Source organism: Pedomonas mirosovicensis (assembly GCF_022569295.1).
GTDB lineage: Bacteria > Pseudomonadota > Alphaproteobacteria > Sphingomonadales > Sphingomonadaceae > Pedomonas > Pedomonas mirosovicensis.
This window is the reverse complement of sequence record NZ_JAKFIA010000001.1, coordinates 2355840-2370885: the sequence shown is the minus strand read 5'-3', so window position 1 is coordinate 2370885 and position 15046 is coordinate 2355840. Positions and strand designations below refer to the sequence as shown.

Genomic DNA, 15046 nt, shown 5'->3' with positions numbered 1-15046 from the left:
GGCGGGCGCGTCTCTTTCGGTTTGGACGTGAAACCGGATTTCCGGGAGGGCGTTAGACAAATGGTCAAGCCAAGGAGACGGATCATGCAGAACAGGACCAATGACATCGACGCCCTCAACGATCTCATCGAGACATTGATCGACAGCGTGAACGGCTATGAGGAAGCCGCCGATGTCGCCAAGGATCCGTCGGTCAAGGCGAGCTTCCATCAGCTTGCCCAGGAGCGGCGCTCCATCGTGCGGGATTTCCAGAGCCGGGTGGCGATGCGCGGCGGCGAGCCGGAAGAGTCGGGCTCGTTCTCGGCGGCGGCCCACCGCAGCTTTCTCAATCTTCGCTCCCTGTTCCAGAGCGACACCAAGGCTGCCATCGCCGAGGTGGAGCGGGGCGAGAACGTGCTGCGCGAGCATTTTGAGAGCGTGCTCGCCAACGAGCAGCTTGCCCCGGAGATGCGGACCTTCGTCAACAGCGTCTATGATCGGGTGCGTCTGGATCACGCGCGCTGGGATTCCGTGAAGCGGGCGCTGGAAACAGCGTCCTAAGGCCTCCGCGGTCCGGATCAGGCAGGCCCATCCCCGGCCTAGGGTTGATTTCCTGGGCCGGGGTGGGTTTGTCCCCTGCAATATTACAATCCGAACTTCTCCCGCATGGCCTCTCGCCAGGCGCGCAGTTTTTCAACCTGCTCGGGCAGAAGTTCGTCCTTTGCTCCGCCCGTTATCTTTCCATCCCGCAGCAGCACGGCCGGCGACTGGCCCTCGCAGTTGCCAAGGTTCGGCCGGTGGATGCGGTAGCCCAGAAGGTCCTGGATTTCCGGCGAGAAGTGGCGGGCCACCTCGGGCGGGTAAACAAGGAAATTGTTCTCGTAGGATTTCAGCCAGCCCAGGCTGTAGCTGACGACCAATCCCGCGCGCGGCATGTCGGTGCGGTTGGCGCCGCCGCAGTGCAGGGTGGAGCCGAGATAGACCAGCGCATCGCCGGGGTTGGCTGTCACGGCGATGGAGTCCTCCATCGGCAGGATTCCCTCCGCCTGCCGCCGGTGGCTGCCCGGCCAGATCACCGTGCCGCCGTTCTCCGGCCTGAAGGGGGTGAGCGGCCAGATGACGTTGATCTGGTATTCGATGTCGCCCTTGGGCCCGCCGTACCACATGTCCTGGTCGCGGTGCGGAGCCTGCATCGGCTGGCCCGGATGAATGGCGATCACCTGGGAGAGATTGAGCTGTATCCAGTCGCAGTGAGCCGCCAGCGCGGCCTCCGCCAGGGCAAGGATGGTCGGGTGGGTGGCAAGAGCGTGGCTCGTGCGCGACTTGTTCAGAACCGCGCCGATCCGCACGGTGCGCCAGCCGTAGAAGTCCCCCCTCGCTGAAGGGGGTCTCCTCCAGATGCCGCGCCAGTTCCCCGCGCACGGCGCCGATCATCTCCTCGGTCACGGCGTTGCGGACGATGGTGTAGCCCTGCCCGAACAGTTCTCCGGCGTAGTCGTGCCCGATGGTGTCCGTTGAGAAGTCCGCCTGCTGGATCGCCGTGTCGTCGGCGGCGCAGGTTCCGGAAAGGGTGATGTCCATGCTCATGGTCAGGCAGCCTTTCGCGGACGGGCCGGGTGGGACTGAAGCACCGGCTCGAAGTGGTTGAACTGGGTCCTCAGGTTGGGAAGCGTCTCGGGCGTGAGGATCAGGCGCATGGCCGCGGCCTGCTGGCTGCCATCGATGGTGGGCAGGCCGAGGGGGCGGATATCCCAGTTGTAGTTGACAAGGCGGGCCAGGAACTTGGCGTGGGTGACGAAGACCAGCTCCCGGATGCCCCAAAGCTCGCAGAATTCGAGCAGGCCCAGGGCGAAGCGCCGGCGCGTCCGCAGCATGGTCTCCTCGTCCGCGCCTTGCAGGATCGGGTTGTAGAGCAGCCGGGAGACTTCAAGCACGTTCGGTCCGCGTGGCCATTCCACCGCGCACATATGGGAGAACAGGCTGTCCATCATGTGCGGCCCGGTGGTGGGCAGCAGGCGCATGCTGCTGAGCACCGTGCCGGTCTCGGGATCCTGGTCGAAAAGGTAGAAGGCGTCGGGCGTGTCGAACTGGTCGTATTCCAGACCGTTCACGTGGGTCAGGTCCCACTTGAAGAAATCGATGAACACCTGCTTCCGCAGGCGATGGATCTGCTCAATCGCATCGGTAAACCGGTCGCGATTCTGCCAATCGATGACATGCACCATGATGACCCCCCTTCAGATGGCGAAGACATCCGGTAGAATCGCCATTCCGGTAGCCGGGGGTCGATACGTCTAGTCAGGGGTATTGCCGGGGTCTTTATGCGCCGGGCGGGGGAACTTGGGAGGATTCGAGGGCCGCGAGGAAGCTGGCGCCTTCCTCGCGCAGTATATCGGCAAAGGCCAGCTCGCCGTCAAACAGGGCGCGCACCACCGCCTCCACCCGCGAGGAGACGCCATAGCGGTTCTTGGCGAGTTCGATGTGCATGTGAACGGTCTGCTGGCTGAGGGTGAGCAGCTGCCCGATGGACCAGTCCGACTTGCCGCGCGCTGCCAGTGCCAGGCACTGGCGCTGGCGGTTGGTGAGGCGCACCGCCTGTTCCGGGCGCTCGGCGGCGCGGCCGGAGAGTTTGAGGGCGGCGTTGAAGGCGTAGATGCCGATATAATGGGCGGCGGGGAAGGCGGCTGGGTCCACCGCCTCCGCCTCGTAGGAAAAGGAGCAGGAGCCGGAGACCTGCCCCGGCACGTGGATGGGCACGGTGTAACCGTGGGCAAGGCCGGCGGCGCGGGCTTCCTCCAGAATGGCCTGCTGGCGGCGGGTGAGATCGAGGTGGCGGGGAATGTCTTCCCAGGTGAAGGGCAGGGCCATCCGCTGGGCGGTGAGGAGGACGGGATCATCCGCAAAGTAGCGCTGCTGGGCGCTGCGCTCTTTCCAGCTCTGCGGATAGTCGATGATCCGCACTGCGCCCTGTGGCGGCGCCAGCAGGTCCACATGGCTGATAATGGCGTAGTGACGAAAGCCGAATTCCTGGAGGACCTGGGCGACGAGCCTGGTCAGCTCCTTCTCCGTGCGAACGGCCCTGATGTCCTCAAGGAAGCCGCACACTCGCGTGTAATAATCCATCGCCACCTCCTTTCACATGAACCGCAGCGGGCCGGTTCGTCGGGAACCGGCCCGCCTGCATCAGTTTCGGTAGGCGCACAACTTTAGTCTAAATAAACTGTATATTCGTATGGATAAGCTTCATTTGATGAAAATTTACCGCTGGATCAGGCAATTCGACGGCGGCGGATTTCGCTGGTCCCCCAGATGCACAGCACCGTGAAGACCAGGCCCAGCCAGAAGCGTGGGCTTGCGGCGCTCGCCGCCATGGTGGCGATCTGGTTCATCAGCATTCCGGCAAGGCCGGAGGGGGAGTAGAGAACATTACCGAGCGGAAGGTCGATGTGCAGCATGGAGCCGCTGACGCGCGTGCCAATCTCGCGCATCAGCCAGCTGCCCGAGCGCGTGGTCAGCACCTCAAGGATGCCGATGGCTACCGGCGGAATGGCCGTGTACAGCAGCGGCGAGCGCGGCGCCCAGGCCGAGGCCAGCAGGATCCAGCCATAGACCGGCGCGGCCCACAGCACATAGAACAGGCAAGTGGCGATGGCGAGCAGCGCCGTGGAGCCGATGACGGCGGGATGGATGGCGGACTGCCATTCCGGCGTGGCGGTGGCGGTGGAGCCTGCCACGGCGTAGCAGATCGCGGTGATGAGCGCGGTCGCGATGCCGACGGCGGCGGCAAAGAGCAGGGTGCCGAGCGATGACGAAAGAAACTTGGCCACGGCTACCTTGAGATCGCTGACCGGCATGGATTTCCAGAACAGCACCGAGCGGTCCGCTCGCTCGCTGTGCATGCTGCTCAGCATGATGAAGTAGCTGGCGAGGGCCGCGATCAGCAGGACGGGCAGAAGCGCGATGTAGGTGGAGCTGAAGGCGATCGCCTGCAGCACTGGCTTGGCCTTTTCAGGTCCCAAGTCGGTCCGGATGGCCTCGAGGACGTCTTCCACCGACCGCACGTCCACGTTAGTGTCTTCAAGGGTCACGTTAATCAGCATCGAACCCTCGTAGAGCATGCCGCCCAGCAGCAGCACGAGCAGGATGGCGCTGACGATCACCGGCGTCCACAGCTGTCCGGCGCGGTGTTCCAGATGCTCGGATTTCAGGAGGCTCAGGAAGGCTTTCATTCGGCCTCTCCCTTCGGCTGGACGGTAGCGACGAACAGATCGGCCAGCGAGACGCGGCGCGGCTCGCCCAAGGCCGCCAGACGATCCTGCGGCGCGGAGTCGAAGACATAGCTGGTGCGGCCGATGGCGCGGCGGGAATAGACCGGCCGCAGGGCCTCGGCTTCGGCTTTCCGGCTGTCCGGCACATCGACGGCGGCGAAGCGCTCGCTCAGTTCGTCGATGCTGGCATCAAGCACCACTTCGCCCTGGCGCATCATCATGACGTGGGTGAGAACGTGCTCGATCTCCTCCACCTGATGGGTGGTGACGATGATGGAGCGGGTCTCATCGAAGAAGTCGCTGAGGATGGCGTCGTAGAAGCTGCGCCGGTTGATGAGATCGAGGCCGAGGGTCGGCTCGTCCAACACCAGGAGGCGGGCATCGATGGACAGGACGATGGCCAGGTGCAGCTGGACGATCATGCCCTTGGAGAGTTCGCGCACCCGCGCCGTCGGCCGCACCGTAGTGCGGGCAAGCCGGTCTTCCGCCTTGCGCCGGTCGAAGCGGGGGTGGATGCCCTCGACGATGGAGAGCAGGTCCTTCACCCGGATCCAGCGGGGCAGGGTCGCCACGTCGGCGATGTAGCTGACCTCGTGCATCAGGCTGGCGCGATCCTTCAGCGGATCGCGGTCCAGCACCCGCAGCGAGCCTTCATGGTTGATGAGGCCGAGCAGCGCATTGACCAGCGTGCTCTTGCCTGCGCCGTTCGGCCCGATGATGCCGACGATGCGGCCGGGCGGAATGGAAAAGCTTGTCGGCTTCAGCGCCTGGATTTGGCCGTAGCGCTTGGCCAGTCCGTTTGCTTCCACAATCATTGTTCACCCCCTTGCGTGCCCTCGGCCTCCAGCAGGTCTTCAAGAGACAAGCCGAGACGCCGGATGCGGGCCGCGATTTCCGGCCATTCCTTGGACAGAAAATTCTCCCGCTCGGCCGACTGCAACTGCCGCCGCGCGCCGGGCATGACGAAGAGCCCGAGGCCGCGCCGCGGCTCGGCGACACCCGCCTGCTGCAATTCCTGATAGGCCTTGGAAACCGTCAGCGGATTAACCTGCAACTCGACAGCCACCGTACGGACGCTGGGAAGGGCCTCTCCTTCCTTGAAGGTGCCCTCCAGAATGCCGTCGATGATCCGGTCGCGGATCTGCCGGTATATGGGTTGGTCTTCGCGCCAGTTTTGGGTCATGACTGAGCGTGTCCTGTGTGATCTGGTGTACTATGTGGGTAATACACCACCGCTGTCAAGCCCTTGTCTTAGGATATCATTGCCGCGATCAGCAAATAGAGCCCCGCCCCCATCAGCGCGACCATATAAGTTCCTGTAATCAACGCAGACTTTATAATGGTTGTGGTCCAGCTCTGCTGATACATCCGCTTCAAGGCCAGCAGGAAGTGGAGGCTGTAGCCAAGCCATAATGCGAGCAGCACCCACTTTCCGGGCAGCAGCCCCCTGGTTGCCCATTGCAGCGCCACGGCGATCAGCAGGCCGATGAAGAAGAAGGTGTGGATGTTGAGCGCAAAGACCACATGCTCGGCAAGATAGCGCTTCTGACGCAGGTAGAGGAGCCAGAGCAGGGTGGCCATCACCGGCACCGCCAGCAGCATGAAGCGGCCGAGCGACTTGCCGATCACCGTGTTGGAGAGGTGGGGGTCGCGCGCCAGGGTGTTGATGCCGGTCACGAAGCGGGAGGCGAACTTCTGCTCCGTCGCGTCGCTCGAGGCGTGATCCGCCATCGATTCATCGATCGTCGGGGTGGCGGCGGCATCGGGGGTGAGGCTGAGGAATTCAATCCCGAGGCCGGGCAGGGTCATCTGGCCCGGCGCGGTGGCCGTAGCGGCCGGCGCGTTGCCCTGCGGGACCAGGCGCAACAGCGCCACGTCGCTCAGCGTCAGCACGGTGACGAGGATCAGCGAGGTGAAGATGAACAGGCGAATCGGCGGCATGTAGCGGGCCTGGCGGCCATCGGCCCAGTCTGCCGTCATCTCGCCGGGGCGCAGGAACAGCGAACGCAGGGTGCGCCACAACCGCCCGTCGAAGTGGATGACGGTGTGCAGGAAATCCTCAAGGATTTCCCAGAACGGGCGGTGCAGATGCTCCGCCTTCTGCCCGCAGGCCGCGCAGTAAGGCCCCGTCAGCGCAGCCTCGCAGTTCCGGCAGGTTGCTGCCGACTCCTCGTGTGACATTGTTGTCGCCCCCAACTTTCTCGATTAAGCCATAGCGTGCTGGCGTGCAGATGCAACGACCAGGAAGGAAGGGGTGGAAGGCAATGAGGCAGGTCATCTTTCACATGACGTTGGCCGGGGCACTGCTGGCAAGCGGCGGGGCTTTCGCGCAGATCGAAGGGTTCAAGGCGTGTGCCGGCATCGGCGACGGCGAGAAACGGCTGGCCTGCTACGACAAGGCGCTGGCGGCGGCCGATGCGGAGGCTGCCGCCCGGCTGGCCGAGCAGCGCCGCGCCGCCGAGCTTGCCGCTGCCAAGGCCGCCGCCGAGACCAAGGCCCGGCAGGAGCAGGCGCAGCTTGCCGCTTTTGGTTCGGAAAGCACGGCGAAGGGCAAGGAAGAACGGGAAGAGGCGCCCAAGCAGATCAGCGCCAGCATTGCCAGCATAGACAACAATGGCCTGGCCGGCCTGGTGTTCACCCTCGATAATGGGCAGGTGTGGCGTCAGACTGAAAGCAAGACCCTGCCGCCGGTGCGCGCGGGCGATGCTGTGACCATCCGCCGGGGCATGATGGGTGGCTACCGCATGACGCTGGAGCGCCAGCATCGCACCATTTCCGTCAAGCGCGTCAGCTGACGGTAACCTAAAAAGCTTACTTTCCCATCGCGGGACTCGCGGAAAACACGTAAAAAGGCCCGACTCGCTCGCCGTTTAATGGTGGGCGTTCGGGCCCTTTTTGCCTGCGGCAGTTGGCTGGATTCCCCGAAATCGACGGCGTTCCAAGCGCTTGTTGATATAAAGCGCTTGACTGTGAAATGGTGTGTTATGTAAGTAGTACAGCATATCAGTCATGCAGCTTGAGGGGACTATGCAAAAGCTCAGCACACTTGCCGCGACAGGCGCCGCCGTTCTGGCGCTGGCGGCCTGTGCGCCCTCGCTTCAGGAGCCGCCGCGCACGGCCGACGTGGCCGTGCCGTCGCAGTTCCAGGCCATAGAGGCGGGCGAGGCCGAAGGCTTTGCCGATACGAACTGGGTGGAAAGCTTCGGCTCGCCCACCCTGACGGCGCTGGTGGGGGAAGCGCTGGCGCACAACCGGGACCTGGGGGCAGCCAGCGCCCGGGTGGCCCAGGCGCGGGCGCAGGCGCGCATTGCCGGCGCCGATTTGTGGCCGCAGATCGGCCTTGAGGCTGAGACGACGCAGAGCCGCAATGGTCTCCGCAATGGCGGCGATTCGGATGCGAATTACCGGGTAGGACTGGGCGTCACGTGGGAGGCGGACCTGTGGGGCCGTCTTGCTTCCGAACAGCGGGGCGCGGCGCTCACCGCCGAGGCGGCCGCGCAGGACTATGCCGCCGCCCGCCTGTCTCTCGCCGGGCAGGTGGCGCAAAGCTGGTTCTCGCTCATCGTCGCCCAGCAGCAGTTCGATCTGGCGATGCGGACGGTCGAGACCTTCGCCCGCTCCGAGCAGATCGTGCGGGAGCGGCATCAGGCGGGCCTGGCGTCCGACCTTGATCTCAGCCTGGCCATTTCCAACCGCCAGTCCGCCGAGGCGCTGGCCCGCCAGCGCGAGCAGCAGCTGCGCGAGACGCGCCGGTCGCTGGAAGTGCTGCTTGGGCGCTATCCGGCGGCGGAGCTGGCGGGCGGCGATGTTCTTCCGTCTCTGCCCGCGCGTCCCGGCGCGGGCGTGCCTGCCGAGGCGCTGGCCCGCCGCCCCGACCTTCAGGCCCAGTTTTCCCGCCTGATGGCGGGCCGCTACGGCGTGGCGGCGGCGCAGCGCGCCCTGCTGCCGCGCCTCACGCTGACCGGCTCGATCGGCGACAGCGGCTCCAGCCTCGCCGATGCGCTTGATTTCAAGCAGGTGCTGGCCTCCATCATCGGCAATCTTACCCAGCCGCTGTTCCAGGGCGGGCGGCTGCGGGCCAATGTGGACCTTGCCCGCGCGCAGGAAGATGAGGCGGTGCAAACCTACGCGCACACCGTGCTCACGGCCATGCGCGAGGTGGAGGATGCGCTGGGGGCGGAAAGCCTGCTCGGCGCGCGCGAGGTCGCGCTTGCGGAAGCATCCCGGCAGGCCGCCAACGCGGAGCGCCTGGCCGAACTGCAATATACCAACGGCCTTACCGACCTGCTCACGCTTCTCGATTCACAGCGCCGCAATCTCGAGGCGCAAAGCCAGCTTCTCGATGTTCGCCTGACCCGCATGGCCAACCGCGTGCGCCTGCACGTGGCGCTGGGCGGTTCGGTTCAGCCGGTTGCGACCGGCGGCCAGGAGTAAGATCCATGCTCACTATCGAAAAATCCAAGTTCTCGCGTAAGTCCATTGTCATTGGGCTGGTCGGAGCCGGTCTGCTTGGCGGCATTGTCGGTTTCACCGCCCTGTCGGGGGAATCCGACGCGCAGGCGGCCGATGACGGTCAGACGGCCGAAAAGGCAGGCGCCGCGCCGCGGGTGACCGTGCTGGTCCCCGGCGCATCACAGGTCACCGCCCGCATCAAGGTGACGGGCACCATCTCGGCCCAGTACGACATGCCGGTCAGCGTTGAGGGCGACGGCGGCCGGGTGGCTGCCGTGCTGGTGGAGGCCGGGGACTGGGTGAAGAAGGGCCAGGTCATGGCCCGCATCAACACCGATGTGCTGCGCCCGCAGGTCGCCCAGCTGGCCGCGGCGCTGGATGAAGCCAAGGCGGATGCCCGCCTGGCCGTGGCGGAATATGAGCGCGTCAAGGCCGTCTCCGGCAGCGGCGCTATTTCCCGCGAGGACGTGGAACGCCGGGCTGCCAGCGCCGAGACGGCGCAGGCCCGCGCCAAGGTGGCCGCGGCGCAGCTGGAGGAGGCCAAGGCCCGTCTCGCCCGCGCCGAGATCCGCGCGCCGGCGGATGGCCGGGTGCTGGTTCGCGCCGTCGAGGTGGGCCAGGCGGCGTCGCCCGGCGTCATCCTGTTCCGCGTCGCCAAGGATGGCCTTGTCGAGCTGCGCGGCGAGGTGGCCGAGCAGGACATGCCCAGCCTGAAAGTGGGGCAGAAGGCGACCGTCCGCATCACCGGCGTTGACCGCGACTTTGCGGGCAAGGTGTGGCTGCTTGGTCCCACCATCGATCCGGAGAGCCGCCTCGGCACGGTTCGCGTCGCGCTGACATCCAACCCGCTGCTGCGGCCGGGCGCGTTCGCCCACGGCTTCGTGCTGGCGGGCGAGGCGAAGAAGCCGGTGCTGCCGCACTCGGCGCTCCAGGCCGATAGCAAGGGAGCCTTCGTCTACGTGGTGGGCGGCGACAACAAGATTGCCCGGCGCGCCGTGCGCCTTGGCACCACCACCGCCAAGGGCGTCGTCATCGAAGAAGGGCTGGTTGGCTCGGAGCGGGTGGTAGCCACGGCCGGCGCCTTCCTGCGCGAGGGCGAGGCCATTGCCCCGGTCATGCAGCAGCAGGCGAGCTAAGGAGTCGGCAGAATGAGAAACATGTCTTCCTGGGCGATCCGCAACCCGATCCCGCCCATCGTCCTGTTCGCCGTGCTGACCGTGATGGGCTTCATCGCCTTCATGCGGATGCCCATCAACAACATGCCCGACGTGTCGTTCCCGGTGGTGCAGGTGACGATCAGCCAGCCGGGCGCCGCGCCGACCGAAATGGAGATGCAGATCACCCAGATCGTCGAGGGTGCGGTCGCCAGCGTCGGCAACGTTCGCAACATCACCTCCCGCACCATCGAGGGCACGGCGTTCGTCATCGTCGAGTTCCAGGTGGGCACGCCGGTTGACCGCGCGGTCAACGACGTGCGCGATGCGGTGACGCGGGTGCGCTCCGAGCTGCCCGAAGGCATTCTGGAGCCGAACATCCAGCGCATCGATACCGAAGGCGGGGCCATGTCCTACATGGTCGTCAGCACCACGGACCTGACGCCGGAGCAGCTGAGCTGGTTCGTGGACAACAGCATCACCAAGCGGCTGCTGACGCTCGGCGGCATCGCGCAGGTGCAGCGTATCGGCGGCGTCTCCCGCGAAATCCGCATTGATCTCGACCCGAGCCGGCTTCAGGCCATGGGCCTGTCGGCGGCCGATGTGAACCAGCAGCTGCGGATGCTCAATCTCGATGCGCCGGGCGGCCGGGCAGATGTCGGCGGCTCCGAGCAGGCGGTGCGCGTGCTGGGCGGCGCCAAGACGGCCCAGCAGCTGGCCGATACCCGCATCATCGCGCCGGGCGGCCGTGTCGTGCGCCTGTCGGACATCGCGCAAGTGCGCGACGGCGTGGACGAGCAGCGCAGCCTGACCCGTCAGAACGGCCGCCTCGTCACCGCCTTCAGCGTGACCCGCGCCAAGGGCTCCTCGGAGGTGAGCGTCTACGAGGCCATGCACAAGGAGCTGGACAAGATCCGCAAGGAGAACCCGAAGGTCCAGATCGAGGAGTTCTTCACGACGGTCGGCTACACCAAGAGCAACTACAACTCGGCGCTCTGGGCGCTGATCGAGGGCTCGATCCTGGCGGTTGTCGTGGTGTTCCTGTTCCTGCGCGACTGGCGGGCGACGCTCATCTCGGCGCTGGCCATTCCGCTGTCGGCTATCCCGACCTTCCTCATCATGGATGCGATGGGCTTTACGCTGAACATGCTCAGCCTCCTCGCCCTGTCGCTGGTCGCCGGTATTCTGGTCGATGACGCGATCGTGGAGATCGAGAACATCGTCCGCCACATGCGGATGGGCAAGTCGCCCTTCCGGGCGGCCATGGACGCTGCGGACGAGATCGGCCTCGCCGTGGTCGCCACCACCATGTCGATCGTCGCGGTGTTCCTGCCCGTCGGCCTGATGGGCGGCATCTCGGGCCAGTACTTCAAGGAGTTCGGCCTCACGGTCGCGGTGGCGGTGTTTATGTCGCTGCTGGTTGCCCGCCTCATCACGCCGCTCATCGCCGCCTACTTCCTGAAGCCGGAGGACCCCAACGGCAAGAGCCACCACGGCCATGCCGATGGCTGGGCGATGAAGAAGTACATGGGGGCCCTGCGCTGGTCCCTGCGTCACCGCTGGATCACGCTGTTCGGCGGCGTTGTCTTCTTCCTCTTCTCCATCTTCATCGCCACCCAGATTTCGGTCAGCTTCATGCCGCCGATCGACGACAAGGTGTCGGTCGTCAACATCGAGCTGCCGCCGGGCTCGCGCCTGGATGACTCGGCCCGCGTGTCGGCCGAGGCGACCAAGGTGCTCAAGCAGCACCCGCAGGTGGTGAGCGTGCTGGAACTCGTTGGCGAGAACGTGGGCGACCTGCGGAAGGCCCTGCTCCTCGTCAACCTGACCGACCCGAGCGAGCGCAAGGCTACCCAGAAGGAGATCGAGCAGGAACTGGCGCCGAAGCTCGCCGCCATTCCCGATGCCCGCATCAACTTCCAGAGCAACAGCGGCGGCTTCGGCCGGGATATCTCGGTGGTCATCGGCGGCGACGATCCGGTGCTGCTGGAGCAAACCGCCAACAAGATCGTCGATGAGATGCGGAAGCTGCCCACGCTGCATGACCCGCGCATCAACGGCGATCTGCAGCGGCCGGAAATCGTCATCAAGCCGCGCTTCGACCTGGCGGCGGAGATGGGCGTGTCGGTCTCGGCGTTGAGCCAGACCGTCCGCATCGCCACCATGGGCGACGTATCGCAGAACCTGGCCAAGTTCTCGCTCTCGGACCGTCAGGTGCCGATCCGGGTGAGCCTTGCCGAGGGCGCGCGGGAAGACCTGTCGACGCTGGAGAACCTGCCGGTGCCCACCAGCGGCGGAAACTGGGTGCCACTGAAGTCGGTGGCGGACATCACCTTCGGTCAGGGGCCCACCTCCATCCGCCGCTACAATCAGAGCCGCCGCATTGTCGTTGAGGCGGACGTGCAGGGCGTGAAGCAGGGCGTGGCGCTCGCGCAGGTGGAGGACCTGCCGACCCTGAAGAATCTGCCGCAGGGCGTGCGCCGCATCTATGCGGGCAATGCCGAGTTCCAGCAGGAGATGATGACCAACTTCATGATCGCCTTGCTGACCGGCGTGATGCTGGTGTTCGCGGTGATCGTGCTGCTCTACAAGCGCGCCTTCCAGCCGATCGTGAACATGGGGTCGCTGCTGCTGGCGCCGGGCGGGGCGTTCCTCGCGCTCCTCATCTGCGGGTTCGAGATCACCCTGCCGGTCTTCATCGGCATCCTGATGCTCTTCGGCATCGTGGCGAAGAACTCGATCCTGCTGGTGGACTTCGCCATCGAGGAGATCCGCCTCGGCAAGGACCGCGAGACGGCACTGATCGAAGCTGGGCACAAGCGCGCCCAGCCGATCATCATGACCACCATCGCCATGATCGCGGGCATGCTCCCCGTCGCCATCGGCCTCGGGGCGGACACCTCCTTCCGCGCGCCGATGGCGCTGTCGGTGATCGGCGGCCTCATCACCTCGACGGTGCTGACGTTGGTGATCGTCCCGGCAGGCTTCACGGTGGTGGACGACATCGAAAAGTGGCTGGGCCGCAAGCTGGGTCGTCTCATCACCACCCAACCGGGTGATGAAAACGAGGCAAAAGGCGAAGCAATCAAGCCGCACCCGGTTGCGACAGCGGCGGAATAACCCACATCTTACCTACGGCAACCTTGGCAGGCGAAGTCATCCGGCTTCGCCTGCTTTTTCTTTTTGTAAAAGGCACGTTGACTCTCCACCGACTGGAGGCCGTAGGACCGCGACATGGCTGAGAAACTGTACACGATCGGCGAGCTTGCGCGCCTCAGCGGCGTCTCGGTGCGGCGTATCCGCTTCTACTCCGACGAAGGCCTGCTGCCGCCGAGAACACGGACTTTCAGCGGATATCGGGTCTATTCCGATGCGGATGCGGCGCAGCTCGATTTGATTCGGGCGTTGCGGGAGGCAGGCATCGGCCTTGATGTCATCAAGAGCATCCTGGCACGGCGGCTTTCGCTGAAAGCCGTGCTCGAGATGCGCCTGGAGACGCTTGAAGCCGAGATTGCCTCCCAGCGCCGGGTCGCCGCCGTGCTGCGGGCGACGCTTCGGATACCCGATCCAAGCGAACGCGATCTGAGGAGATTATGGACCATGACCAGCATGTCCAAAGCCGAGTTCCGGGCGAGAGTGGAGCGGTTCGTCGATAAGGTGGCCGAAGGCACCCCGATGGACGATGCCTGGAGGCAGCGCATGATCGAACTCAACACGCCCGATCTGCCGGAGGAGCCAACGCCCGAGCAGATCGATGCCTGGAACGAGATCATGAGCATCCTGTCCGACGAGGCATACATCGACGCCATGCGCGCCGACATGGCGCGTGTCTGGACGGATGGGTTCGATGCGGCGGCCTATGCCGCGGCGTCGGAGGAGATCTTCGCCAAGGTGCGCGTGGCCATGGATGCGGGGGCGGAGCCGACCTCCCAGACCGGCCGGGCGCTGGCGCAGGAGTGGCTGGAACGTTCGGCCAGGTGTATGCGGCGAGAGCCGGACGAGGCGTTCCTGGCGTGGCATCTTGGCCAATACCGCAAATATCACGCCCGCTCGGTACGCTATCATGAGCTGCAGGCCATTTTGCGCGGTAGCGACACCGCGACCACCTCCGGCGCTGAATGGCGCTGGCTCACCAACGCCATGACGCAGCTCGTCGCGCAGCCCGCCTGATTGGTCGGTCAATCAGGCGGGCGATGCGCCTGGGCGCGGCTCAGCCGCGCGGGGACCAGAGGGTGGTGATGGCATCGAGGTTGGGGCGGGGGCGCTCCTCATCCGGCCGGGTGCCGGTGCCGATGAAGATGAACCCGGCGATGCGGTCTCCCGGCTCGCCGCCGAGCAGGGCGACAACCTTCTCAGAATAGGCGGGCCAGGTGGTCAGCCAGTTGGCGTGGTAGCCGAGCGCATGGGCGGCCAGCAGCATGTTTTGGCACGCCGCGCCGGCGGAGAGTTCCTGCTCCCAGGCGGGAATGGGAATGTCCTGCTTCACCCGGCTGAGCACCGCGATCATCGTCGGGGCCTGGCGCGCGAACTGGCGCTGGGCCTCGACCTCCACCTCCGAAGCCTCCGGCTTTTCGGCCTTCAGGGAAGCGACGAGGCTCTCGCCGAAGGCGTCCCGCTGCTCCTGCGGGATGATGACGAACCGCCACGGCGCCAGCTTGCCATGGTCCGGCACGCGCGCCGCCACCGTCAGGATCTGGCGCAGTTCCGCCTCGCTCGGCCCCGGCCCGGCCAGATCGCGCGCCTTGGCGGAGCGGCGGGTGAGCAGCAGGCTGAGGGCGGAGGTGCGGTCATTGAAAACGGTCATGGTCCAGCCTTTCGCGGCAGAGATTGAAAAACGCGAGCGCGCAGAGCTACCACGCGGGGGCGAAACGTCGAAATGCAATCCATCGCGGCAAAGGTGCGCTTCGTCGCAACGGTCGTGGTTCATCTCCCGTTCATCTGCTGATGTGTGTGAATTAAAAATACCAGGGGGCAAGGGGGCGGACCGTCCATGCGCGGTCTGTAAAGACCGTTACTATTGTCGAGCATCCGTTGGCTTTATAGGCTGAGCGCTTCGCCGTTCGGCGATAATGCTTGTTTACGGGCCTTTTCAATGGGCGGTTCGACAATCTCAGGGAGATCCTAATGACATCAGAGGGCGGCGCTGCAGCTACGCGAGCGGGCACATGGCTTGGCCATCCGCGACAGCTCCTC

14 protein-coding genes are annotated in these 15046 nt (G+C 65.4%); 6 read left to right on the top strand and 8 right to left on the bottom strand.

From position 1 onward, the window contains the following. The first annotated feature begins 84 nt into the window (after nt 1-84). Nucleotides 85-540 (top strand): PA2169 family four-helix-bundle protein, encoded by a 456-nt coding sequence (locus L0C21_RS11290; protein ID WP_259278446.1) that lies wholly within the window; start codon nt 85-87, stop codon nt 538-540. Between the two features lie 83 nt (nt 541-623). On the opposite strand, the gene L0C21_RS11285 is transcribed toward L0C21_RS11290, so the two are convergent. From L0C21_RS11285 to L0C21_RS11255, 7 genes are all read right to left on the bottom strand, one after another. Further along, nucleotides 624-1328 (bottom strand): phytanoyl-CoA dioxygenase family protein, encoded by a 705-nt coding sequence (locus L0C21_RS11285; protein WP_259278445.1) that lies wholly within the window; start codon nt 1326-1328, stop codon nt 624-626. A gap of 240 nt (nt 1329-1568) precedes the next feature. Further along, nucleotides 1569-2204: an acyl-homoserine-lactone synthase gene (locus L0C21_RS11280; RefSeq protein WP_259278444.1), complete on the bottom strand. Its 636-nt coding sequence runs from the start codon at nt 2202-2204 to the stop codon at nt 1569-1571. A 94-nt stretch (nt 2205-2298) separates the two neighbouring features. After that, nucleotides 2299-3102 carry a LuxR family transcriptional regulator gene (locus tag L0C21_RS11275; RefSeq protein WP_259278443.1) on the bottom strand — a complete coding sequence of 268 codons (804 nt, stop codon included), beginning with the start codon at nt 3100-3102 and terminating at the stop codon, nt 2299-2301. Between the two features lie 146 nt (nt 3103-3248). Further along, nucleotides 3249-4208, bottom strand: a complete 960-nt coding sequence (locus tag L0C21_RS11270; RefSeq protein WP_259278442.1) for a hypothetical protein — start codon at nt 4206-4208, stop codon at nt 3249-3251. Further along, a complete protein-coding gene (locus L0C21_RS11265) occupies nt 4205-5062 on the bottom strand; it encodes an ABC transporter ATP-binding protein (protein WP_259278441.1) in 858 nt (285 codons plus the stop codon). The genes L0C21_RS11270 and L0C21_RS11265 overlap by 4 nt, the downstream gene beginning before the upstream one ends. Further along, a complete protein-coding gene (locus L0C21_RS11260) occupies nt 5059-5430 on the bottom strand; it encodes a GntR family transcriptional regulator (RefSeq protein WP_259278440.1) in 372 nt (123 codons plus the stop codon). The genes L0C21_RS11265 and L0C21_RS11260 overlap by 4 nt, the downstream gene beginning before the upstream one ends. A gap of 68 nt (nt 5431-5498) precedes the next feature. Beyond that, on the bottom strand, nt 5499-6428 hold the full coding sequence (locus L0C21_RS11255) for a DUF3667 domain-containing protein (RefSeq protein ID WP_259278439.1): 930 nt from the start codon (nt 6426-6428) through the stop codon (nt 5499-5501). An 83-nt stretch (nt 6429-6511) separates the two neighbouring features. Here L0C21_RS11255 and L0C21_RS11250 point away from each other — a divergent pair, with 83 nt between their 5' ends. The 5 genes from L0C21_RS11250 to L0C21_RS11230 all read left to right on the top strand — a co-directional run bounded on the left by L0C21_RS11250 (nt 6512) and on the right by L0C21_RS11230 (nt 14023). After that, nucleotides 6512-7042, top strand: coding sequence for a hypothetical protein (locus L0C21_RS11250; RefSeq protein ID WP_259278438.1), 531 nt, complete (start codon nt 6512-6514; stop codon nt 7040-7042). Nucleotides 7043-7274: 232 nt separating this feature from the next. Next, the gene (locus L0C21_RS11245; protein ID WP_259278437.1) at nt 7275-8681 is read left to right on the top strand and encodes an efflux transporter outer membrane subunit; all 1407 of its coding nucleotides are present in this window, start codon (nt 7275-7277) and stop codon (nt 8679-8681) included. A gap of 5 nt (nt 8682-8686) precedes the next feature. Further along, entirely contained in the window at nt 8687-9835 is a 1149-nt protein-coding gene (locus L0C21_RS11240; RefSeq protein ID WP_259278436.1) for an efflux RND transporter periplasmic adaptor subunit, read from the top strand. Between the two features lie 12 nt (nt 9836-9847). Continuing rightward, entirely contained in the window at nt 9848-12973 is a 3126-nt protein-coding gene (locus tag L0C21_RS11235; protein WP_259278435.1) for an efflux RND transporter permease subunit, read from the top strand. Nucleotides 12974-13087: 114 nt separating this feature from the next. After that, complete coding sequence (locus L0C21_RS11230) at nt 13088-14023, top strand: MerR family transcriptional regulator (protein WP_259278434.1); 936 nt, start codon at nt 13088-13090, stop codon at nt 14021-14023. A gap of 40 nt (nt 14024-14063) precedes the next feature. On the opposite strand, the gene L0C21_RS11225 is transcribed toward L0C21_RS11230, so the two are convergent. Next, the gene (locus tag L0C21_RS11225; protein WP_259278433.1) at nt 14064-14657 is read right to left on the bottom strand and encodes a nitroreductase family protein; all 594 of its coding nucleotides are present in this window, start codon (nt 14655-14657) and stop codon (nt 14064-14066) included. Between the last annotated feature and the right edge of the window lie 389 nt (nt 14658-15046).